The 22,313-nt window shown below is 47.6% G+C and carries 19 protein-coding genes; 10 read left to right on the top strand and 9 right to left on the bottom strand.

The annotated features are described in order from the left end of the window. The first annotated feature begins 20 nt into the window (after positions 1 to 20). Entirely contained in the window at positions 21 to 347 is a 327-nt protein-coding gene (gene sugE, locus DC20_RS12930) for a quaternary ammonium compound efflux SMR transporter SugE (protein WP_062544208.1), read from the top strand. Between the two features lie 430 nt (positions 348 to 777). Here the strand turns inward: sugE and DC20_RS12935 are convergent, their stop codons facing one another. The 5 genes from DC20_RS12935 to rsfS are packed head-to-tail and all read right to left on the bottom strand — an operon-like array spanning position 778 to position 5,593. Further along, a complete protein-coding gene (locus DC20_RS12935; protein WP_157593157.1) occupies positions 778 to 1,605 on the bottom strand; it encodes a hypothetical protein in 828 nt (275 codons plus the stop codon). Next, positions 1,586 to 2,365, bottom strand: coding sequence for a UDP-2,3-diacylglucosamine diphosphatase (locus DC20_RS12940; protein ID WP_062544210.1), 780 nt, complete (start codon positions 2,363 to 2,365; stop codon positions 1,586 to 1,588). The genes DC20_RS12935 and DC20_RS12940 overlap by 20 nt, the downstream gene beginning before the upstream one ends. Then, on the bottom strand, positions 2,349 to 2,999 hold the full coding sequence (locus DC20_RS12945) for a LutC/YkgG family protein (protein ID WP_062544211.1): 651 nt from the start codon (positions 2,997 to 2,999) through the stop codon (positions 2,349 to 2,351). The genes DC20_RS12940 and DC20_RS12945 overlap by 17 nt, the downstream gene beginning before the upstream one ends. A 38-nt stretch (positions 3,000 to 3,037) precedes the next feature. Continuing rightward, positions 3,038 to 5,146 carry an ATP-dependent zinc metalloprotease FtsH gene (ftsH, locus tag DC20_RS12950; protein WP_062544212.1) on the bottom strand — a complete coding sequence of 703 codons (2,109 nt, stop codon included), beginning with the start codon at positions 5,144 to 5,146 and terminating at the stop codon, positions 3,038 to 3,040. Positions 5,147 to 5,194: 48 nt separating this feature from the next. Further along, a complete protein-coding gene (gene rsfS, locus DC20_RS12955; RefSeq protein WP_062544213.1) occupies positions 5,195 to 5,593 on the bottom strand; it encodes a ribosome silencing factor in 399 nt (132 codons plus the stop codon). Positions 5,594 to 5,633: 40 nt separating this feature from the next. Between rsfS and DC20_RS12960 the strand changes: the two genes are divergently transcribed. From DC20_RS12960 to DC20_RS12980, 5 genes are all read left to right on the top strand, one after another. Then, complete coding sequence (locus DC20_RS12960) at positions 5,634 to 6,392, top strand: biotin--[acetyl-CoA-carboxylase] ligase (RefSeq protein ID WP_062544214.1); 759 nt, start codon at positions 5,634 to 5,636, stop codon at positions 6,390 to 6,392. 183 nt (positions 6,393 to 6,575) lie between these two features. Next, positions 6,576 to 7,202: a T9SS type A sorting domain-containing protein gene (locus DC20_RS12965; RefSeq protein ID WP_062544215.1), complete on the top strand. Its 627-nt coding sequence runs from the start codon at positions 6,576 to 6,578 to the stop codon at positions 7,200 to 7,202. A 123-nt stretch (positions 7,203 to 7,325) separates the two neighbouring features. Further along, the gene (locus DC20_RS12970) at positions 7,326 to 10,328 is read left to right on the top strand and encodes a glycosyltransferase family 117 protein (protein WP_062544216.1); all 3,003 of its coding nucleotides are present in this window, start codon (positions 7,326 to 7,328) and stop codon (positions 10,326 to 10,328) included. 263 nt (positions 10,329 to 10,591) lie between these two features. Next, positions 10,592 to 11,404, top strand: a complete 813-nt coding sequence (gene rlmB, locus DC20_RS12975; RefSeq protein WP_062544217.1) for a 23S rRNA (guanosine(2251)-2'-O)-methyltransferase RlmB — start codon at positions 10,592 to 10,594, stop codon at positions 11,402 to 11,404. Between the two features lie 169 nt (positions 11,405 to 11,573). After that, entirely contained in the window at positions 11,574 to 11,984 is a 411-nt protein-coding gene (locus DC20_RS12980) for a hypothetical protein (protein WP_062544218.1), read from the top strand. 79 nt (positions 11,985 to 12,063) lie between these two features. Here the strand turns inward: DC20_RS12980 and DC20_RS12985 are convergent, their stop codons facing one another. Beyond that, on the bottom strand, positions 12,064 to 13,140 hold the full coding sequence (locus DC20_RS12985; RefSeq protein ID WP_062544219.1) for a mannose-1-phosphate guanylyltransferase: 1,077 nt from the start codon (positions 13,138 to 13,140) through the stop codon (positions 12,064 to 12,066). Positions 13,141 to 13,145: 5 nt separating this feature from the next. Then, positions 13,146 to 14,114, bottom strand: a complete 969-nt coding sequence (locus DC20_RS12990; protein WP_062544220.1) for a KpsF/GutQ family sugar-phosphate isomerase — start codon at positions 14,112 to 14,114, stop codon at positions 13,146 to 13,148. Between the two features lie 70 nt (positions 14,115 to 14,184). Here DC20_RS12990 and recQ point away from each other — a divergent pair, with 70 nt between their 5' ends. The 3 genes from recQ (at position 14,185) to DC20_RS13005 (ending at position 19,250) form a co-directional block, all read left to right on the top strand. Continuing rightward, positions 14,185 to 16,362: a DNA helicase RecQ gene (gene recQ / locus DC20_RS12995; protein ID WP_062544221.1), complete on the top strand. Its 2,178-nt coding sequence runs from the start codon at positions 14,185 to 14,187 to the stop codon at positions 16,360 to 16,362. Positions 16,363 to 16,519: 157 nt separating this feature from the next. Further along, positions 16,520 to 17,830, top strand: a complete 1,311-nt coding sequence (gene purD / locus DC20_RS13000) for a phosphoribosylamine--glycine ligase (RefSeq protein ID WP_062544222.1) — start codon at positions 16,520 to 16,522, stop codon at positions 17,828 to 17,830. A 136-nt stretch (positions 17,831 to 17,966) separates the two neighbouring features. Further along, positions 17,967 to 19,250, top strand: coding sequence for an acetyl-CoA hydrolase/transferase family protein (locus DC20_RS13005; RefSeq protein WP_062544223.1), 1,284 nt, complete (start codon positions 17,967 to 17,969; stop codon positions 19,248 to 19,250). A 249-nt stretch (positions 19,251 to 19,499) separates the two neighbouring features. Here the strand turns inward: DC20_RS13005 and DC20_RS13010 are convergent, their stop codons facing one another. Continuing rightward, the gene (locus DC20_RS13010; protein ID WP_062545952.1) at positions 19,500 to 19,916 is read right to left on the bottom strand and encodes a BrxA/BrxB family bacilliredoxin; all 417 of its coding nucleotides are present in this window, start codon (positions 19,914 to 19,916) and stop codon (positions 19,500 to 19,502) included. Between the two features lie 466 nt (positions 19,917 to 20,382). Between DC20_RS13010 and rpsT the strand changes: the two genes are divergently transcribed. Beyond that, positions 20,383 to 20,643: a 30S ribosomal protein S20 gene (gene rpsT / locus DC20_RS13015; RefSeq protein WP_062544224.1), complete on the top strand. Its 261-nt coding sequence runs from the start codon at positions 20,383 to 20,385 to the stop codon at positions 20,641 to 20,643. A gap of 236 nt (positions 20,644 to 20,879) precedes the next feature. Here the strand turns inward: rpsT and pyk are convergent, their stop codons facing one another. Beyond that, positions 20,880 to 22,310, bottom strand: coding sequence for a pyruvate kinase (gene pyk / locus DC20_RS13020; RefSeq protein WP_062544225.1), 1,431 nt, complete (start codon positions 22,308 to 22,310; stop codon positions 20,880 to 20,882). Positions 22,311 to 22,313 lie beyond the last annotated feature (3 nt).

Raw genomic sequence — 22,313 nt, forward strand, 5'->3', positions numbered from 1 at the left:
TATATTTATACTCTTAATCTATGAATTCAGCTTGGATATATTTGATTGTAGCTGGTTTATGTGAAATAGGCTGGGCCATCGGACTGAAATACACCGAAGGCTTCACGAAGCTTTGGCCTACTATGATCACGGTGATTGTTATGATTCTCAGTTTTGTGCTGCTAGCCCAAGCCATGCGCACCTTACCCGTGGGAACTGCTTATGCTTCCTGGACGGGGATTGGAGCAGTTGGTACGGCCATTTTAGGAATTGTTTTGTTTAACGAACCCAAAGATGCTATTAGGTTGGTCTGTATCGGGTTGATCATTGCAGGGGTGCTTGGTTTGAAGTTTTTAGCGAAAGAATAGAATGGCTCTGTTGTGCCTGCAGTTTGCCTTTGCTGGCGTAGTGGCTGGTTGATGCGAGGCCCTTATGCTTAGCTGTTGCATCTTTGGCGATAAGCGCTCACGGCCGCGGGGCCGCATCTTCCCCTCTCGGACTACCCTTTCGGCCTGAACGATTTGTTCTTCTTTGTTAAAGTTTATCTATGGCCAAAAGCGAGGCGCTCGATCGAAAGACTGGAACAGGGGAAGGTGCATAATTTTTTTGTTGCCAAAGTAAAAACTAACTCTAAGTGAATCGCTGGCGCGAGCTTGCAGCTTGTGTCCGCACGCAGTGCTGATTCATCTCTGATTCTCATCTGTTGTGCCTGTGTTTAATCTACACCCTAGGCCTGACAAGTATATTAGACTCATGTGCCTTTTTAATCTGTTTTCAGGAAAAAAAGCTTGAAGCAGCTTAACGCCATCGGTAAGCAAATAAGGTGTCGTTGGTAAGGAGGTAAAGGAGTTTGTCGCCAACTAAGATTTGGCGGTAGGGAAGGGGCTGGGTTGGGAGGGAGATGGTGCGGGTTTGGAGGGTGTACAGGTGCTGGAAATAAAGCTCGTTATTGGCAAGGTAGTACAGCTCATCGCCCACGAAGCCCACGTAAGTGAGGTTGGGTATTGGAAGCTTTTTCTGGTAGTTGCCCATGTTGTCAAACACGTAGATGCCCGAGAGTCGGTCTACCATGTATAGCTTGCTCTGATACTCGCGCAGGAAGGTGATGTCATGTTGTCTGCGGTCCAGGAGAAGCTCCAATGGGTTTTCAAATACGGCTTGGTTTACTCGGGTGTCAATCTTCAGGAGGCGGAAGGTGGTTTCATCAAAAAGCCATAGTCGGTCATCGGCTGCCAGGGTGGCTGCTGTGATGGTTCCGTCGGTGTATTCGCGTAAATCAGCAATGGCCAAAGGGGTTAAGAAGCGGTCTAACAACTGCACTCGTTGACGATCATCGTAGAACACTGATATTTTAGCAGGGCTCCAGGCCTCCACCATAGCTACCCTGCCCTGCACGGGCGGCGAGAAAGTATTGACCACCTTGCCTAAGGTGTCTAGTTGAAGGATGTTCTGCCGCCCATTTGCCAAATACGAGCGGCCAAACCGATCAATAGAAAGTAGTGATTTGCCTTTAGCAGGTAGTTGAAATAGCAGGGGCCAGTTGGGTGCCTGTGACTTCGCCAGAAAAGGGCAAAGCATACTGAGGACCAGGAATCCTAAGAATAGTTTAGGCAGGCTGATTTTCAAAATACGTAAGGGTAAGTTCCTGACCATCATATACGGCATAGGAGCAATAATTGACCCATTCACCTAAATTCAGGTATCTGCTCCGCTCGCCGATAGGTAAATCCAGAGGTAAATGACGGTGTCCGAAGATATAAAAGTCATGGTGCTGTCGGCCCTCCACCCGTTGGCAGTAATGTACCAGCCATTCATCATCGCCTTTAAATACCTCGTCTAACTTCGTGTTCTGGATGCGGCTGCGGCGTGACCAGAAACTAGCCAGTCCAATGCCCATGTTGGGGTGTATACGGGCAAATAACCATTGGCTTACCGGGTTCGCAAACACCTTTTTTAAGACTTTGTACGTGTAGTCTTTGGGACCTAAGCCGTCTCCGTGACCAATGAAGAACGTGTGCTTGCCTATTTTAGTGGAGACAGGTTTCCTTAAAATTGGGATGTTGAGCTCTTTAGGAAAATAGTCGAACATCCACATGTCATGGTTTCCCGTGAAAAGGTAAATGGGAGTGCCGCTGTCCGCAATCTCAGCCAGTTTACCTTGCAGCCGGATGAACCCTCTGGGAATAGCGTGGCGGTATTCAAACCAGAAATCAAAAATATCACCTACCAGGTAAATGGCGTAGGCATCTACTTTCACCTGATCAAGCCACCGCACAATCTTTTTCTCGCGGGCCAGACTCTCCTGTTGAGAAGGTACCCCCAAATGGAAATCCGAAGCGAAATAAACTTTTTTACCCGGCGGAAGGTGCTCAATCGGTGTGATCATCAATCAGGAAGAGGATAAGTTCTTTGGGACCGTGGGCGCCCATCACTAAGGTTTTCTCAATGTCGGCGGTACGGCTGGGACCGCTGACCAAAGATAGCATGGAAGGGAGTTTGTTGCCGTATTTGCCCTGCACATATTGCAAAGCCTGTTTAATGTCTGGCACCAACTGAGAAAGCTTGGCCACTACTAAATGCATGGCCGGGTAAACAGACAGCCGTCTGCCGCTGGCGTTGGCGGAAGAAACCAGAATGCTGCCGGTACGTGCTACCATGGCTTCACAAGTGGTAAGGGAGGCTTGCGCATTGCTGATGAAATCTTCCTCCGTGCCGTTGAAGTTAATGCCGCCAGCGTGCAGGATCTTTTTGAGAATGGGTTCCCACACGTACATATTCTCTATGCCGCGCTCTTTCTTGAACTCAAACAATTGGTCAAAGAAATCTTCTTCATTCTCACAGTACACAAAGGTGCCACTGTTTCTGATAAAGGTCTCAGCAAACTGCACGGAAAGGTCTTCCAGCAGCGGACCGTAGACAGAGGTAGAGAAGTCAGGGGTAGGAGGCAGAAAAGGCGCTGACTTAGCCAGCGCCTCTCTTACCTTGCGGAGCACAATCTCTTTGGATTTAGCTTCGTACATGTTGTATTACTGTTAATAGCTTACTTTTCAGAAAAGACCTACGAATTGAATGTAGTGCCTTCTCCGGTAGAGGTGGGAGCACCACTAGGCTCTGCCGCCGTAGGGGTATCTTCCAGGTTCTGTTGGGTGCCCGTAGGAGCAGTCAGGTGATTCTCACCAGCTACTTCGCTTTGCGTTTTGCTACGGTCTGTTCCAGCTGTATGAGCCTGATAGTTGGTTAAGCCTTCAAAAGGTCTTGGTCCTACCAAACGCTCCAGGTCATTCTGGAAAATAATCTCTTTCTCCAATAACTCCTGCGCTACCAACTCTAACTCGTGACGCTTTTCTGTTAGCAACTGAATGGTACGGGTGTACGCATCACTAACCAACAGTCTCACTTCAGAGTCAATGGTTTCAGCTGTAGTTTCTGAATAAGGCTTGGTAAACGTGTTGTCTGGCTGCTTAGAGTCATAGAACGACAGGTTACCAATGCGGCTGTTCATACCATACATGGTCACAATGCTGTACGCCATTTTTGTAATCCGCTCCAGGTCACTCAACGCACCGGTAGAGATTTTCCCGAACACAATTTGCTCAGCAGCACGGCCACCTAAAGCCATACACATTTCATCTACTAATTGCTCTGTGTTATACAGGAACTGCTCTTTTGGCAAGTACTGGGCGTATCCTAACGCGGCAACGCCACGGGGCACAATACTCACTTTTACCAACGGATCACAGTGCTCCAGGAACCAACCGGCAATCGCGTGGCCGGCTTCGTGGTAGGCCACAATTTTCTTTTCCTGCGGAGAGATGATTTTGTTTTTCTTCTCCAAACCACCAATTACACGGTCAATGGCATCGTTGAAGTCCTGCATCTCAATCGCTTTCTTGTTCCGGCGGGCGGCAATCAAGGCAGCTTCGTTACACACGTTCGCAATCTCGGCGCCTGCAAAGCCAGGAGTCTGAGCAGCCAATTTCTTCGCGTCAACGTCTCCGGCCAACGTCAAGGGTCCTAAGTGCACACCAAAAATGTGGGTACGACCATTGATATCTGGTTTGTCAATGCTGATCTGGCGATCAAAACGTCCTGGACGCAATAACGCGGAATCCAGAATGTCAGGTCGGTTAGTAGCAGCCAGGATAATTACTCCAGAATCCGTCGCGAAACCGTCCATCTCCACTAAAAGTGAGTTCAGGGTGTTTTCGCGTTCATCGTTCCCTCCTGGCATTTGCCCACGGCTACGGGAACGGCCAATGGCGTCAATCTCGTCAATGAAGATGATACAAGGGGCTTTGGCTTTTGCTTGCTTAAACAAGTCACGCACCCGAGCGGCACCTACCCCTACGAACATCTCCACGAAATCTGAACCTGATAGGGAGAAGAACGGAACGTCAGCCTCGCCAGCTACGGCTTTCGCCAATAACGTTTTACCAGTACCCGGAGGACCTACCAATAACGCACCCTTCGGGATTTTACCTCCCAGAATGGTAAATTTGGTGGGGTTCTTCAGGAATTCCACAATCTCCTGGATCTCTTCTTTTGCTTCTTCCAGACCCGCCACGTCTTTGAACGTGATCTTCACCTTGTTCTCTGCGTCAAATAGGGCAGCACGTGATTTACCGATGTTGAAAATCTGTCCACCCGCTCCCCCGTTAGCCATGCGGCGCATCAGGAACCAGAAACCTACCATTAACAGGATGAAGAACGGCCAACCCATCAAAAGCTCTAACAGGCCAGTACGTTTCTCTATCTCAAGAGGTACCCGTTGCTCACGGGGAATTTCAGCCTGTAGCTTGTCTAAATCTTGCTTAAAGCTCTCAGCAGTGATAATGGGGAAGTGGTAGTGTGCGCCCTGGGTGTTCATGCTGAAACTACCCCGGCTCTCTAGCTCAGATCTGTATTTGTCATTTTTCAAGGCTTCCTCTTTCAAAGTCACCTCTGCCACATTGTTATTCACTACGGCCACTTTCTTAACGTCCTGTGCCATCAGCATTTCCTCAAAGCGAGGCTGTCTGATTTCAACGGTAGCGTTCAGGTTGTTATAGTAGGTAAGGCCGAAAATGAAAAGCACAAGAGCCGCCAGAACCCAGATTTGCATGGTAGGGCGCGGGGGCGTAGTGGGTATTATCTTCCTTTTTTTCTTTTTTTCTGGTTTGTCTGTCATGTGGTTGTTCTCTTCAATAAAAAGTAAACCTCCCGGCTGTGCCTTTGTTTAACGAACAGCCGAGGTAGAGTCTTCCGTAGACGCTACATGCGTAATCTCAGCATCGCCCCAGAGTTCTTCCAGTGCATAGAAATTACGTTTATCCTTGAGAAAGATATGGGCCACCACGTCTACGTAGTCCAGCACCACCCACTCACGGTTGGTGCGACCTTCACTCTGCCACGGATTTTCTTTGGTAAGCTTATACACTTCTTCTTCAATAGACGTAGCAATAGCATCAAGTTGTGTATCTGAGCTTGCGGAACTAATGATAAAATAGTCTGAGACGGCGTTTTTCAAAGATTTCAGGTTTAGAACGACAATATCGGCTGCCTTTCTTTCCTGCATGCCTTTTACCACCAGTTCTGCCAATATGTCGGAATTGTCCTGAATCGTGTTGTGTTTCATTTGGGAAATATAAATTTGATCTTCAAAAATACTAAAGTCTTTGCATAAATTTTCGCCGAATACCCTTTTTCTGGGGCAACAGCTCCTCTTTCTGCCAGAATGTACCTCTACCAACACAGAGGCGCATCTGCTTATTAACAAAAATGACGCCACTGATGGTTGTGTCATAGTGGCGGGCGCCCAAACCGGCGGTCGCGGCCAACGTGGCAATACCTGGGACGTGGAACCTGACAAAAACATTACGTTATCTGTCATACTAAAGCCAACTTTTTTGGAAGCCCAGATCCAGTTTTCTCTCAACATTGCTGTTGCACTTGCAGCGCTGGATCTTCTGCGGGAATATTTCTCCAAAGGTGCTACCCTAAAATGGCCTAATGACCTGTATTGCCTTGACCAAAAAGCGGGCGGAATACTCATTGAGAACTCCATTAGTGGCCGTTTTCTGCAGCACAGTGTCATTGGTATTGGCATCAACGTGAATCAGGTTTCTTTCGCTCAACCGCGAGCCACATCCCTAGCCCTGCTTACCGGGCAGCAACTTCCACTTCCAAGACTCATAAGCAAGTTACTGGAAAACCTGGAACATAGGTATCTGGCCCTGAGAAATGGTAAGGCCGAAAACCAGAAAAGGGAGTACCTGCAGCACTTGTACCGCTACCAGGAATGGCATTCTTATGAAATTAACGGTCAGGTTGTACAGGGGCAGATTACAGGAATAGACACCGCCGGACGTTTGGCAGTGCTGATAGAACAGAAATTGGAGTTCTTCCAGTTCCAAGAGATCAAATTTGTATTCTGAAAATCAGCTTTTGGCCTAATTTTTGGAATATAGCCTAAAACAAGCTTGTATCTTTAAAAGGGAAGATTGTTCTTTTTCTAGATAAAGATAGTAAAAAAACTATGGTTGAGTTTGTGGTTTAAGTATAGGTTACTATATTTGAACGATTCCGAAAGCAGTCACCAACTTCTTGGCATATATGGTATGAAAATTTTTACACGTGTTTTCCTGGGCGTTTTAACCCTGGGCATAGTTTTAGGTAGTAAAGCAGCCACTCTGGGCATTCTTCCGGGCGGTTTGCCTGTGGGTACCCGTACTCTGGAGTCCTCAAAAACTGATACAGTCTTTTTGAATTGGCGGATGCCCGCTAATCCAACGGTGAATGATTTTGGGATATTGCCTGCGCTTAATTTTACTGCCCATAATCCTAACGTGAAAAAATATTCACCATTCTTGTATTTGACCAAGAGTTCTGGAGTGACGGCGGCTAAACCAGGCTTGCGGTCTACGGCTTATGCAAGCGTGAGCAAGATTCTTTCAGGGAATCAAGGCACGAAAGAAGCTAGGTTGATTCCTTCTTTGAATGCGTATCCTAACCCCTCTAGGGGAGTAACCAAGATTTCCTTGAGTTCTTTGGGAGACGAGAACTACAAAATCAGAATCTCTAATGCTATTGGGAAAGTGTACAAAGAGATTCCGGTTATGAAACCCGCCACTACTGAAACCATTGTGGTTGATCTTTCTCCGCTACCCGCTGGAATTTATTTCTACAGCCTTTTGGTGAACGAGAAAATGGTGGAAACCAAGCGCCTTATTTTACAGCAGCAATAATCTTTGCCTGCGTAAGTTATAGAAGAGCCAGCTTTTGCTGGCTCTTTTTTTATTTATTGCCCGCCGCAAGAGGTGAGGCGTTCAGAAAATTACTAATTTCGAGGGTTCAATCTTATTCACATCATGTTGCAATACAATCGGATCAACAATCTGGTGGGTTGGCTGGTATTTGCGGTGGCCACCATCGCGTATGTACTTACCCTGGAGCCAACCGCCAGTTTCTGGGACAGCGGAGAATTTATTGCCTGTTCTTATAAACTGCTAGTACCGCACCCGCCAGGAGCCCCTTTTTACCTGTTGCTGGGTCGTATCTTCTCTTTGTTTGCGAGTGATCCTTCACAAGTGGCCTGGTGGGTCAACCTGCTTTCGGCTTTATCCAGTTCATTCACGGTTCTCTTCCTCTTCTGGACCATCACCATTCTGGCTCGCAAACTGCTGGTGCCTTCTGCCGCAGCGGCATCCCGCCTTTCTACCACGGTGGTGGAGGCTGAAACTGTGGTGGCCCCTTCCTTAGGGCAGACCATTGCCATTATGGGAGCTGGTGCCGTTGGTGCCTTGGCTTTTACCTTCTCTGATTCTTTCTGGTTTTCTGCGGTGGAGGCCGAGGTATACGCTATGTCGTCTTTCTTTACTGCGTTTGTGGTGTGGGCCATGCTCCGTTGGGAAAGCCGGGCGCATGATGCCATGTCTGACAAATGGCTGATTTTGATTGCCTATTCGGTTGGTCTTTCCATTGGGGTCCACTTGCTGAACCTGGTAGCTATTCCGGCTTTGGCGTTCATCTTCTTCTTCCGCCTGAAAAAGTACTCTAACAAAGGTGCCATCATCACGTTGGTGGTGAGTGCCGTTATTCTGGGAGTAGTGCTGGTAGGGATTATACCTGGTTTGCCTTCCATAGCCGGAAGCTTTGAAGTACTGTTTGTAAACAGCTTTGGGTTACCTTTTGGAGCGGGAGTGATTTTCTTTGTGGCCCTGTTTATCGGTTTAATTGTCTGGGCTGTTCGCTACGCCATTCGGACCGGAAACCGGGCGCTGCACACGGCTCTGTTAAGCCTTATTTTCGTGCTGATTGGGTACTCTTCTTACCTCATCATTCCTATCCGCTCTGGCTATGACCCTACCATTGATGAGAACGACCCTGAGAACATTGTAAGCTTTGTTTCTTACCTGAAACGCGAGCAATACGGTGACCGTCCATTGTTATTTGGGCCGCAGTTCAACGCGGAGCCTATTGACCAGAAGGAAGGTGATGCTCAATACATCAAGGGCGAAGACAGGTACATTGAGGTTGGTCGCAAGGTGGAGCCGGTATATGACTCCAAAGACAAAACCTTGTTGCCGCGTTTGTACAGTAACCAGCCTGGTCATATTGTCCAATACAAAAAATGGGTAGACATTCAGGAAGGGCAGAAGCCTAGCTTTGGTGATAACATGAGCTTCCTGTTCCGTTACCAGATGGGCCATATGTTCTGGCGCTATTTCGGCTGGAACTTTGTGGGCCGTGAGGGAGATATCCAACAATCTGGCGTGTTGTGGCCTTGGGAAAGCAGCGAAGGCTTGCCTGACCGTATTTCTGAAAGCATGGCCCGCAACAACTTCTTCATGTTGCCTCTGGTCTTGGGTATTTTAGGCTTGATTTTCCAATTGAGAAGAAAACAGCGCGACGCTTTTGTGGTAGGCTTGCTTTTCTTCTTCACAGGTATTGCCATTGTATTGTACCTGAACCAACCACCCATTGAGCCCCGTGAGCGGGATTACACCTTTGCCGGTGCGTTCTATGCTTACTGTATCTGGATTGGCTTAGGCGTATTGGCTATCGCCGATTTCCTGCGCAAAGCCTTAAAATCTGATCTTTTGGCAGGGGTAGTAGCCACCGTGGTAGGCTTGCTGATTCCGGGTATCATGGCTGCCCAAGGCTGGGATGACCATGACCGTTCAGACCGCTACCATTCTGTAGACTCCGCTAAAAACCTGTTAAGCTCTGTTGCGCCAAATGCCATCTTATTTACCAACGGTGACAATGACACGTTCCCGCTCTGGTATGCCCAGGAAGTAGAAGGTTTCAGGACCGATGTGCGGGTAGCGGTACTTTCTTACATGAACACCGACTGGTACCTGGATCAAATGAAGCGCCAGGCCTACCAGTCTGAGCCATTCCCGATGAGCCTGGAAAATGAGAACTATCGCCAAGGCATCAACGACTATTTGCCGTACGTGGAGCGCCCAGAGGTTGCTGGTGGTATTGATTTGAAACAATACATTCAATTAGTGAAGCAAAACCACCAGGCGCTGCAGATAGGAGACCGGGCCGGAAGAACGTACCTTTCTTTCCCTACCAAGAACTTCTTCCTGAACGTTGACAAGCAGGCAGTGGTAGCTGCCAACGCAGTTCCTGCTGCTTACCAGGATTCCATTGTAAGCCAAATGCGCTGGACCATTGACAAAGGTGGTTTAGAGAAAAAGCATTTAGCCATTCTGGACCTTCTGGCCAACAATAACTGGAAACGTCCGGTGTACTTCTCTACCACGGCAGACAACTCTGACTTCATGGGCTTAGACAACTACCTGCAGTTGGAAGGCCTTGCTTACCGGATAGTGCCTGTGCAAAGCAGAAGCACTGAACAAATGGGCTACATTGCCAAAAACATCATGTATGACAACATGATGAACAAATTCTCCTGGCGCAACCTTGACCGGACCGACATTTTTTATGACGAGAACTACCTTCGTTTCCCGGCCAATGCCCGTGACAAATACTACCAGTTAACCCTGGAGTACCTGAAAGCTGGTGACAAAGCCACCGCCAAGAAAATCATGGATTACTGCTTCACGCAGCTCCCAGATAGATCCATCCCGTATGACTACTATGTGCCGCCGTTTGTGGTGCCGTTGTATGAGGTAGGAGACCAGAAGCGGGCACAGGAAATTGTGAATATCATGGCTGACCGGGCCGACAAGTCACTAAGGTATTACTTTACCCAAAGCTCTATTTTTGAGACCGAGATTCGCATTAACCTTTTCATCATGCAGCAGTTGACGCAGGTGGCACGCCAGGTAGGCATGACCCAGAAAGCAGCTGAGATTGAACAAAGGTTTATGCAGTACTATGGCCAAATGAGCAGATAGGTTCAGCTTGACCTCAGAAAGAAGAAGCCGGTTAGAAATGACCGGCTTCTTCTTTTTAAGTGTTTTGTCAAAAGCAGCCATAAAACAGCAGGTTCCAATTTCCGTACCTTTAAACAAGGTTTCGACTACTTTTATCTAAAGAGAGACCAAAACACAGGTGAATAGTTGAGCAAATACCTGCTGGTAGATTTCTGCTGAAATACGGCTACCTTTGCACCCAATTCAGAAGGGCAGGTGAGACTGCTCATCAACGCATAACATCCATGGAGAACAGAAATAACAGAGATAGAGACGGTGGCGGAAAGCCAAGGCACTACACCCAGCCTAAAGTAGATAAAATGGAGATGGTGTTCGGCTTGCGGCCGATACTGGAAGCCTTGCACGCTGGCAAGACCATGGAAAAAATCTATCTGCTCAAAGGCACCAAGCACAGCATCAGCCAGGAAATCACTGAACTTGCCCGTGAAGCCCAGATTCCCATTTCTCAAGTGCCAGTAGAGAAGTTGGACCAGCTTACCCGCAAAAACCACCAGGGAGCAGTAGGCTATCTGTCAGCTATTTCCTATTCTCCCTTGGACGAGATTGTAGCCTCTATTTTTGAAAAGGGGAAAGATCCGTTGCTGTTGGTGTTGGACCGCGTAACCGATGTCCGGAACTTTGGAGCCATTGCCCGTAATGCCGAGTGTATGGGCGTGGATGCTATTGTGATTCCAAGCAGGGGAGCCGCCCAGATCAACGCCGATGCCTTGAAAACATCTGCAGGCGCGTTGAGCCTGATTCCTGTTTGCCGCGAGCAAAACCTTAAAGACACCCTGCATTTCCTGAAGCAGTCTGGTATACGCGTAGTAGCCTGTACTGAGAAGGCCGAAGATGACTTAACAGATACCACCATTGACTTAACCGGACCTGTGGCCGTGCTGATGGGCAGTGAAGAAGATGGTATCTCTCCGGAGTACCTCAAAAGAGCTGATGTGCGCGTGAAAATCCCGATGGTGGGTCAGGTCCAATCTTTGAACGTATCAGTGGCCAGTGGCATTATTTTATACGAAGCCTTGAGACAACGGAAAGCTGAGTAGCTTGAGGGAACAATGTTTTGCTTTAGAGGGCTTTGCGCCTGTTTTTATGAAAACAGGCGCAAAGCCCTTCTTTTATACAGTAAGATGAAATTCATAATATGAATAAAAATCTAAACCTTGATGCAGCCTTTCAGCCACTAAAAGAATCTTCCTTTCAAAAAGAGATGCTATGAAAAACAAGTTGCTTATTCTGTTGCTGATGTTCTTGTCATTCTCCTGTTTTGACAAGGAAGATGCTCCCACCATGTTACCCGAGGGTACTTATACAGGTATTTTCATGCGGTCTTCCCCTACGGCAGACTACACCTCGGCTAATGTTACCTTGACTTTGGAGGGGAATTCCTTTTCTGGCACTAGTGACACAAGAAAGTACCCGGCCATAGGGAAGGGGACTTACAAAGTGGAAGGCGATGAGATTACTTTTGATGATCAATCTTTCTGGACCGCAGAATTTGATTGGAGTTTGATTTTAGATGGTACTTTCTCCATCAGTACTGCAAACAACCAAGTCATCTTAACAAAGAAGAGGGGAGATATGATTGATGTGTACCGATTAACTCGCCAAGAAGAAAAACTATAATTTTGACAAGTACCTAAAACAGCTGCGGGGCGACTGATTTTCAGTCGCCCCGCAGCTGTTTTAGGTACTCAGTAGAGTCTTAAATGAAATTTTGTCCCTTCATGGCTTTAGCATCGGCCACAAAGTCTTTTACTTTTTGCTCATCCTCGCGGCGGCATACCATAAACACATTGTCATGGGAGGCCACAATATAATCTTCTAAGCCTTGTACCACCACTAACTGGTTGTGCGGGGTCTTGATGATGCAGTTCTTAACATCGTATGTCAGCACGTTCCCGTCTATGACATTACCCTCTGGGGTTTTCTCAGAAAGGCTGTAGAGTGAGTCCCAACTGCCCAGGTCAGACCAGCCAAAATCACCCAAAATCACGAAAACATTGTCCGCTTTTTCCATGATACCATAGTCAATGGAAATATTGGGACAATGGGAGTACGCTCTGTTGATGAACTGCTCTTCGCCATCTGTATCTAAGACAGGCACCCCTTCTTCAAAGGTCTCGGCCATGTCACTTAGGTATTGATGGAAGGCACGTGTGATGGCTTTGGCGTTCCAGATGAAGATACCGGCGTTCCAGACAAATTCACCACTGTCCAGGAACATCTGAGCTATCTCTAAGGAAGGTTTCTCTGTGAACGTCTTTACTTTTTTAAGAGCCTGAGCTTCTTCATCAATAAATTGGATGTACCCATAGCCAGTGTGCGGACGAGTAGGCTTAATGCCTAGTGTCACTAAAATCTCACTGGTCTCTGTGGCCTTCAACGCCTCCTGAACACACTGTTTGAAAGCATCTTCCCGCAGAATTACATGGTCAGCGGGAGCAATGATGATGTTCGCGTTGGGGTTCCGCTTGCAAATTTTAAAACATGCATAGGCAATGCAAGGAGCTGTGTTTCTGCCAATAGGTTCCTGTAAAATCTGGTGCTCCGTCAAGTCAGGCAGGTGTTCGCGTACCAGGCCAACGTAATCGCGGTGGGTGACCACAAAGATGTTTTCCGGCGGGCATATGCCATCAAAACGTTTAGCGGTGGTTTGGATCATGCTTTCGCCAATGCCTAACACATCATGGAATTGTTTGGGATGGTTTACCCGGCTAAATGGCCAGAAGCGGCTCCCAATGCCTCCTGCCATGATTACTACATAGGTGTTTTGGTTCATCTGTTCTATACTAGTCCTTCTTTCAGTAAATCATGCAGGTGCACAAACCCCTCAAAAGAGCCTTCTTTGGTTACTATAAGTTGGGTAATGTTCTTTTTCTGCATGGTCACCAAGGCTTCTACGGCATATTCGCCACAATCGATGGTAAGCGGCGACGGAGTCATGATGTCAGCAGCCGTAATACCGGTAAGATTGTCAAAATTGGAGAGCATGCGCCGTAAGTCTCCATCGGTGATAATGCCGGTCAAGTTACCAGAATTATCCAGAACCGCAGTAGCTCCTAAGCGTTTTGATGATATTTCAATAATAATCTCCTTCAGAGAGGCGTCTGTTTTCACTTTCGGGGCAGCATTGAGGGTGTAAATGTCACCCACTTTCAAATAAAGACGTTTCCCAAGAGAACCACCAGGGTGCAGGGCCCCAAAATCTTCGCGGCTGAAGTTGCGAGATTCCAAGAGGCAGACCGCCAGGGCATCACCTAAAGCCAAATGCGCGGTGGTGCTGGTGGTAGGCGCCAGGTTGTTGGGGCAGGCCTCGCGTTCAATGGTGGCATTTAACACAAAGTCAGATTGCTGAGCCAGGTAAGAATCTACGTTAGAAACTAAGGCTGCCAATTGGGTGCCTTTGCGCTTGAGTAATGGCACCAGCACTTTTATTTCTGGGGTATTTCCGCTTTTAGAAAGGCAAATCACGAAATCATTGGCCTGGATCATGCCCAAGTCACCATGAATGGCATCTGCGGCGTGCATAAAAAGGGCAGGAGTGCCGGTCGAGTTCAGGGTGGCTACGATCTTTGCGGCTATGTTGGCGCTTTTTCCAATTCCTGTTACCACTACACGGCCTTTAATTGCCAAAATAGCCTCAACACAACCCTGAAAATCATCGTTGATGTAATCAGCGAGTTGAAGTATCGCAGCGGCCTCTTCTTGAAGCACTTTTTTTGCGGTGCTTTTGATATTTTTCGTGATATTCAAGTTAGATTTGTATTAGACAAGACAACATAAGAAAGTACAAACCCTTGTTTCTCGACAACAAGCATATTACATGTTAGTAAAACAAGAATCATTAAAGAACAAATTAAAGGAAGTTTTCGGCTATAGTCAATTCAGGGGAAACCAGGAAGCGATCATAGAAAACATCATGTCTGGCAAGAACACGTTTGTGATCATGCCTACTGGTGCCGGGAAGTCACTTTGCTACCAATTGCCCGCCCTGGCAATGGAAGGGACCGCTATTGTGATTTCTCCCCTCATTGCGCTTATGAAAAACCAGGTGGACCAGTTGAACGCTTTTGGGGTAAACGCCCAGTTCCTGAACTCCACGCTTTCAAAAGCCGAGATGAACAAGGTGAAGAAGGAGACGGTGAGCGGAGAGGTGAAACTGTTATATGTGGCGCCAGAGTCTCTTACCAAAGAAGACACCTTAGATTTCCTGAAACAGGCTAAAATCGCGTTTGTGGCCATTGACGAGGCCCACTGTATCTCAGAGTGGGGCCACGACTTCAGGCCTGAGTACCGCAAAATCAGGGGAATTATAGATAATATTGGCAATCTGCCTATCATTGCTTTGACAGCGACGGCTACACCTAAAGTGCAGCTGGATATCCAGAAAAACCTGCAGATGGATGATGCCTCCGTGTTCAAGTCTTCTTTCAATCGTACAAATCTGTACTATGAAGTAAGACCTAAGCACAACACCAAAAAACAGCTTATCCAGTACATCAAAAAGCACAAAGGCAAAAGTGGAATTATCTACTGCCTCAGCCGCAAGAAAGTAGAGGAGATTGCTGAATTGCTGCAGGTAAACGACATCAAAGCGTTGCCATACCATGCAGGCTTAGATTCAAACGTGCGTATGGCCAATCAGGACGCGTTCCTTAACGAGGACGTAGATGTGATTGTAGCCACTATCGCCTTCGGGATGGGGATTGACAAGCCCGATGTTCGGTTTGTGATCCACTATGACACGCCGAAATCAATTGAAGGCTACTACCAGGAAACCGGTCGCGGCGGACGCGACGGTCTGGAGGGTAACTGCCTCATGTTTTATAGCTACGATGACATTGTAAAGCTGGAGAAATTCAGCAAAGACAAGCCTGTTACCGAGCGTGATAACTCTAAGCTGTTATTGCAGGAGATGGCGTCTTACGCCGATTCAGCCGTATGTCGTCGCCGTCAGTTGCTGCACTACTTTGGAGAGCAATATGATAAGGACTGCGGATTCTGCGATAACTGTACCCACCCTAAAGAGAAGTTTGAAGCCGAGCAGGAACTTACCTACGCCTTGAAGGCCGTGGTGCAAACTGGTCAGCGCTTTGCAATAGACCACCTGGTGCACGTGCTCATCGGGTTGAAAGACCAGTATGTAGAAAGCTACACCCATGACCAACTGGAAGTGTTTGGCGTGGGCAAAGAGCAGGAGCCACAGTTTTGGAATTCTATCATCCGTCAGGCACTCTTGTTCAACTATCTTGAAAAGGATATTGAGAACGTAGGAACCCTTAAAATCACAGAGAAAGGCGAGAAGTTCTTACAAAGCCCGCACTCTCTCAAGTTCGCCAAAGACCACAACTTTGACGAAGAAGTGCAGCAGGAAGAAGAGAAGGAAGAAACGCAGGCCGCAGCCGGGCATGACGCTGTTTTATTTGACATGCTGAAGGCCCTGCGTAAGAAGCTGGCCAAGGATATGAACCTGCCGCCGTACGTGCTGTTCCAGGATCCTTCTATTAAGGAGATGGCCACTACGTACCCCACCACCAAAGAAGACCTGGCGCATATTGCCGGGGTAGGTATGGGCAAGGTGCAGAAGTTCGGGAAGCCGTTCCTGGAGCTCATTGCCAAGTACGTAGAGGAGAATGACATTGTCACCGCTGCCGATGTGGTAGTAAAAACCACGGTAAACAAGTCAAAACTCAAAATCTACGTGATCCAACAAATAGACAAGAAAATGGACCTTGAAGAGATTGCCAACTCTAAAGGCATCACCATGTCTGAGCTGATTGAGGAAATTGAGCATATCTGCTACTCTGGTACCAAACTGAACCTGGATTATTATATCAATGGAGTATTGGATGAGGATCGCCAACAAGAGGTGATTGACTATTTCATGTCCTCCACCACCGATAACATGGCCGAAGCCATCAAGGAACTAGGCACTGATGACTACACAGAGGATGACCTGCGCTTAATGCGTATCAAATTCCTCTCTAAATACGCCAATTAATTTTACCAGAAACAGAAAAGCAGGTGGCAGCACCTGCTTTTCTGTTTCTGGTATGTGGCACCATTTTAGTGGTGTTTCATAGAAAAGAGCCTTAAAACGGCTTGTAAAGATAAGAATGTACCTTGCCTGAGCCTGGCTCAGCTTAAAAATTGCTTGTATGAATGTTTTGATAATAGGAGCGGGCGGCCGTGAGCACGCCCTCGCCTGGAAAATCAGCCAAAGCCCTTATTGTGAGAGAATCTACGTAGCGCCTGGTAATGCCGGGACTGCCCAGATTGCCACTAACGTTGACATCTCCATCACTGACTTTGCCGAACTAGCCAAATTTGCCACCGACTTCAACATTATGATGGTGGTAGTAGGACAAGAAGCGGCGCTGGTGGAAGGCATTGCTGATTACTTTGCAGAGAAAGATTTCCTGAAGCACATTCTGGTAGTAGGTCCGCAAAAGGCCGGTGCCCAGTTAGAAGGCAGCAAAGATTTTTCAAAACAGTTCATGCTTAAGTACGGCATCCCTACTGCCCGTTACCAGACGTTCACTGCCGAAACTTTTGATCAGTCCCTTGCTTACCTGCAAAATCACCCTTACCCAGTAGTCTTGAAAGCAGACGGGTTGGCCGCCGGTAAAGGCGTAGTCATTGCCCAGAACTTTGAAGAAGCCAGCAGTGCCATCACGGGCATGCTGAAGAACAACAAATTCGGGAGCGCGGGCAGTAAAGTAGTAATAGAGGAGTTCTTACAGGGCATTGAGCTATCTGCTTTTATCCTCACCGACGGTAAAGATTATGTGCTTCTGCCCGAGGCCAAAGACTACAAGCGCATTGGTGAAGGAGACACAGGCCTGAACACCGGTGGAATGGGAGCGGTATCACCAGTTCCCTTTGCAGATGAAGCCTTCATGGGCAAAGTGCGGGAGCGGGTGATTGTACCTACTTTGCAAGGTCTACAGCAAGAGGGCATCCCGTATACCGGGTTCCTGTTCATTGGCCTTATGAATACCAACGGCGATCCTTACGTGATTGAATACAACGTGCGCTTGGGTGACCCTGAAACAGAGGCTATTCTGCCGCGCATCAAATCTGATTTGTTTGAGCTTTTCCGGGCGTTACATGACCATGAGTTGGGACAGTTCCAATTAGAAGTTGATTCCCGGTCGGCTACCACTATCTTCCTGGTGTCCGGCGGTTACCCGGAAGATTATGCCAAAGGCAAAGAAATTAAGGGGTTGGAGAAAACGTTGCCAGAGAATACCCTTTGCTTCCATGCGGGCACCAAAGAGACTGAGACTGGCCAGGTTGTAACAGATGGAGGCAGAGTCATTGCGGTCACCGGGCTAGGGCAAGATATGGAAGAGGCTTTGGAGAAGGCAAATGCCGCTGCCGCACAAATCACGTGGGAGGGCAGAAACTTCCGCCAGGACATAGGCTTTGACCTAAAGCAATACTTAGCAGATCGTCCGCTGATTTAAGCTTGATTTCCTGAAAATACTTCTAAAATGACAAAGGCCAGCCGTGATGCTGGCCTTTGTCATTTTAGGGGCAGAACATAAAATTAATCTTTGCGCCAGATTTTCGTAGAACTTAACTCCATCAAGCAAATCTACCATGTCTCTTCAACCCGACTATACTACTGCCGAGGAAGCTGTTAAACTGATAAAATCTGGAGACCGGGTGTTCGTGCATGGGGCCGCCATGACGCCATTGCGGCTGGTAAATGCCGTGTCTGCCCGTGGACCGGAACTCCGTGACGTAGAGTTCATTCACATGCACACCGAAGGACCTGCGCCCTACACCAATCCCGAGCACGCCGGCAGCTTCAGGACCAATGCTTGCTTTGTGGGCGGCAACATACGGCAGGCGCTCAGCCAGGGGCACGCCGATTACATTCCTATTTTCCTGAGTGAGATTTCCTTTCTTTTTCGGCGTAACATCCTGCCTTTGGATGTGGCCTTGATCCAGGTGTCACCACCCGACGGGCATGGCTACTGTACACTGGGCTCTTCCGTGGACATAGCCTTATCAGCGGTAGAGACGGCCAAAATCCTGATTGCCGAGGTGAACCCACACGTACCACGCTCACACGGCGATGGGGTGGTGCACATTAGTAAGATCCACGCCAAGGTATGGGTAGAGGAACCGCTGCTGGAGCACGGGGGCAAAACGCCAGGCACGGTAGAGACGCAGATTGGTAAACTGGTGGCTGAATTGGTAGACGATGGTGCCACGCTGCAAATGGGCATTGGGGGTATTCCAGACGCTGTGCTGGCTCAATTGGGTAACCACAAGGACTTAGGTATTCACACAGAAATGTTCTCTGACGGGATTATCCCATTAGTAGAGAAAGGGGTGATCACCGGGGCTAAAAAGAAAATCCTGAAGCATAAGATTGTCTCCTGCTTTGTGAACGGCACCAAGAAAGTCTTTGATTTTCTGCATGATAATCCGGCTGTGGTGTTGAAAGAGGCGGTGTATACCAATGACACGGCTATCATTCGGCAGAATAACAAAGTCACAGCCATCAACAGCGCCATTGAGGTAGACCTAACGGGCCAGGTTTGCGCCGATTCCATTGGCATGTACCAGTTCTCGGGCGTAGGTGGCCAGATGGACTTCATCAGAGGTGCCGCGCTCTCTAAAGGCGGCAAGCCGATCATTGCATTACCGTCTATCACCAACAAAGGCGATTCAAAGATTGTGAACGTGCTTAAGGCCGGTGCCAGCGTGACCACCACGCGCGCGCACGTGCACTACATCGTGACGGAGTTCGGAATCGCCCACCTTTACGGGAAAAACCTTCGTCAACGCGCCCAGGAACTGATTAGGATCGCGCACCCTTCGCACCAGGAACAGCTGGAGCGAGTGGCTTTCGAGCGGTTTAAGATGATGTAAGTGTTAGTTATTATTTGGGTTTATAACCTGTTTTCTGAGAAAAGGCTGTTAAACAATTATGTATTCACTTTGCATCTCTAAGCGCAGCATCTTAGAAAGCCACGGAAGTAACCTCCGCGCCATCATGGGAGATTTGAAAGCCTTATAGGTTTTGCATTTAAAGCTCATTTTCTGTAAAACAGCCTAAAACAGGAGGGCCTGACTTTATGAAGTCAGGCCCTCCTGTTTTATCTGAACTGCTGCTAGAGCTTAGCAGTACTCTTCAAACGCTCCTTGCAGGTTGTCTACAATGCGGGTCAGGTCATTGCCTTCAATATGATGACGCTCAATCACGTGCACCAGTTCGCCATCTTTGAACAACGCGATGGATGGAGAAGACGGAGGGTAAGGTAACATGAACTCACGCACTTTAGCTACGGCTTCGGTTTCCATGCCGGCAAATACTGTTACCAGTTTAGAAGGCTTCTGCTCACTGCTAGCCACAGCCATCTTAAGGGCTGGACGAGCTTTGGCGGCAGCGCAACCACAAACAGAGTTAACGGCTACCAAAACGGTGCCTTCTTTCTGGGTCAATACGGATTCTACTTCTTCGGGTGTCATCAATTGCTCAAAGCCTACGGAAGTAAGGTCTTCCCGGATAGGAGCGACCATATATTCAGGATACATTGCCATGGGTATGGGTGAATTTTAAGGTGAATTCTGTTTCTGACGTAAAATTACGAAATCAAGTGTAAAACACCGCAGTTACCTTTCTGGTTTCCAAAAGCATACTTATTCTCCAGGCATATAGCTTCAGATGCCATCTCTTCTACCTTAACGAAATATGGCATTAGCTATATCCGTTGCTTAAAGCCCCTTATATTAAAGAAATAAAGACAAGGGTATTGCGGCCTCTGAATCTAAACGGAAAACTTTTGTTTTAAATATTGGGGCAGGTTTTCAGAAATGCTACCTTTGTACCGCAGAACAGAGAGCGCGAGTTGCGTTAACCTTACTACCAGCTTTAAGAGAGAGGTAGAAAGGCAGGAGTGATTAATTTTATGGAAAGTTTCTTGGAATTAATCCTGTAAGCTTGTAGTTTTGCAAACTCATTTAGAATCAGAGTCAAAAGCATTTATCTATATTCACAACCATGGCTAACCATAAGTCAGCATTAAAGAGAATCAGATCTAACAACGCGAAACGCTTGCTGAATCGCTATCAAGCGAAAACCACCCGTACCTTTGTAAAGCGTTTAAGAAACACAACCGACAAAGCCGAGGCGCAAGAGCTGTTCAAGACGGTATCTGGTATGCTGGACAAGTTGGCTAAGAAGAACGTGATCCACAAAAACAAAGCAGCCAACAACAAATCTAAATTGGCGCGTTTTGTAAATACATTAGCTGCTGCTTAATTTCCATTAGTTAGTATTTACTTTCTTAGGTAATCATCAGAAGCCTTGCTAAAAGCAAGGCTTCTTGTGTTGTAAGCCTTAGCTAATAAAGAAGAAACTTATTTAAACGTAGCCGTGCTACTTTTCTGTAAATCTTAGTCGGAAATAAGGTCACGTTGATTCCATTTACACAGTCCAATAAAAAGGCGACCTGCTATAGTAGCAGGTCGCCTTTTTTATGAAGATATGTTTTAAACTTAGTGTACTACGCTTAATTTGATCATGTTGGCACGTTTCTTTTCCATTACTGGCATAGAGCCTATGTTGATGAAAACATCACCGGTTTCTAGGTGGCCTTCTTTCACCAGGATTTCTTTCAAGTCAGCGATGGTCTCATCAGTAGAAACGAAGCGGTCATAATAATAACCTCTGATGCCCCATACCAGGTTAAGGGTGTTCAGCAACACACGGTTGTCAGTGAACACGAAGATGTTGGCTTTAGGGCGGTGCTTCGCTAATTGGATAGCAGTGTAGCCAGACTTGGTAAGACAGATAAGCGCTCGGGCGTCTGTGTCACGGGCCAATGTTACAGCACTAGCGACAACTGTGTCATTGTAGAAGGTAGGAGCTTGTCTGTTGAAGACAAAGTTGCGGTGAAAAACGGCAGCTTGCGCCTCTACTGATTGAATGGTGCGGTTCATGCTTCTGATCGTTTCCAGTGGGTAAGCTCCGGCGGCAGTCTCAGCGCTAAGCATCAACGTGTCGGCTCCGTCCATTACGGCGTTGGCTACGTCATTGGTTTCTGCACGGGTAGGACGTGGATTGGTGATCATGCTTTCCATCATCTGGGTAGCCACAATCACTGGTTTGCCCATCGCATTACATTTCTCCACAATCATCTTCTGCAGCATCGGAACGCCTTCCATGCCTACTTCTACGCCAAGGTCGCCACGGGCCACCATGATGGCATCGGTTGCTTCAATGATAGAGTCAATGTTACGGATAGCCTCTGGTTTTTCAATCTTGGCTACTACCTTGGTGTCTTTGCCGCGCTCTGCAATAATGCGCTTGATCTCGTGAATGTCTTCTACCTTTCTTACAAAGGAAAGCGCCACCCACTCTACATCATTATCCAACCCGAAATGCAGATCCTGCATGTCTTTCTCTGTCAGGGAAGGAGCGGTAACTACGGTGTCTGGCAAGTTCATGCCTTTGCGGGGTTTTACTACACCGCCGTACACCACTTCAGTTAATACCTCGTTTACACCATCGGTGCTTAAAACGCGTACTTCCAATTTACCATCGTCAATCAGGATGGCATCACCTGGGCGGACATCCTGGGCTAAACGGGCGTAGCTGTGTGATAATCGCTGAGGAGTACCCAAAGATTTATCACAAACGAAGGTAAGTTGTTGCCCTTCTACAATCTCTATTGCCCCGTCTTGCACGTCATTGATCCGGATCTTAGGACCCTGCAAATCTTGCAGTAAACATATATTGAAACCTTCCTGGGCGTTGATGGCACGTACGTGTTCAATTACCTTCAGGTGTTCGTGGTGAGCGCCATGAGAAAAATTAAGACGGAAAACATCAACCCCTTCTTGTATAAGGGCGCGTAGGCGCTCAGGGGTGTTGCTGGCGGGGCCAACAGTGGCAATAATCTTAGTGTTGTTGAAGTGGATAGCCATGCG

The organism is Rufibacter tibetensis, from assembly GCF_001310085.1.
Classification (GTDB): Bacteria; Bacteroidota; Bacteroidia; order Cytophagales; family Hymenobacteraceae; genus Nibribacter; species Nibribacter tibetensis.

What these genes read in the sequence shown, in the direction of transcription:
- sugE (WP_062544208.1), top strand. Translation starts at nt 21, where the DNA reads ATGAATTCAGCTTGGATATATTTGATTGTAGCTGGTTTATGTGAAATA.
- DC20_RS12940 (WP_062544210.1), bottom strand. Translation starts at nt 2,365, where the DNA reads ATGATCACACCGATTGAGCACCTTCCGCCGGGTAAAAAAGTTTATTTC.
- DC20_RS12945 (WP_062544211.1), bottom strand. Translation starts at nt 2,999, where the DNA reads ATGTACGAAGCTAAATCCAAAGAGATTGTGCTCCGCAAGGTAAGAGAG.
- ftsH (WP_062544212.1), bottom strand. Translation starts at nt 5,146, where the DNA reads ATGACAGACAAACCAGAAAAAAAGAAAAAAAGGAAGATAATACCCACT.
- rsfS (WP_062544213.1), bottom strand. Translation starts at nt 5,593, where the DNA reads ATGAAACACAACACGATTCAGGACAATTCCGACATATTGGCAGAACTG.
- DC20_RS12965 (WP_062544215.1), top strand. Translation starts at nt 6,576, where the DNA reads ATGAAAATTTTTACACGTGTTTTCCTGGGCGTTTTAACCCTGGGCATA.
- DC20_RS12970 (WP_062544216.1), top strand. Translation starts at nt 7,326, where the DNA reads ATGTTGCAATACAATCGGATCAACAATCTGGTGGGTTGGCTGGTATTT.
- rlmB (WP_062544217.1), top strand. Translation starts at nt 10,592, where the DNA reads ATGGAGAACAGAAATAACAGAGATAGAGACGGTGGCGGAAAGCCAAGG.
- DC20_RS12980 (WP_062544218.1), top strand. Translation starts at nt 11,574, where the DNA reads ATGAAAAACAAGTTGCTTATTCTGTTGCTGATGTTCTTGTCATTCTCC.
- DC20_RS12985 (WP_062544219.1), bottom strand. Translation starts at nt 13,140, where the DNA reads ATGAACCAAAACACCTATGTAGTAATCATGGCAGGAGGCATTGGGAGC.
- recQ (WP_062544221.1), top strand. Translation starts at nt 14,185, where the DNA reads ATGTTAGTAAAACAAGAATCATTAAAGAACAAATTAAAGGAAGTTTTC.
- purD (WP_062544222.1), top strand. Translation starts at nt 16,520, where the DNA reads ATGAATGTTTTGATAATAGGAGCGGGCGGCCGTGAGCACGCCCTCGCC.
- DC20_RS13005 (WP_062544223.1), top strand. Translation starts at nt 17,967, where the DNA reads ATGTCTCTTCAACCCGACTATACTACTGCCGAGGAAGCTGTTAAACTG.
- DC20_RS13010 (WP_062545952.1), bottom strand. Translation starts at nt 19,916, where the DNA reads ATGTATCCTGAATATATGGTCGCTCCTATCCGGGAAGACCTTACTTCC.
- rpsT (WP_062544224.1), top strand. Translation starts at nt 20,383, where the DNA reads ATGGCTAACCATAAGTCAGCATTAAAGAGAATCAGATCTAACAACGCG.
- pyk (WP_062544225.1), bottom strand. Translation starts at nt 22,310, where the DNA reads ATGGCTATCCACTTCAACAACACTAAGATTATTGCCACTGTTGGCCCC.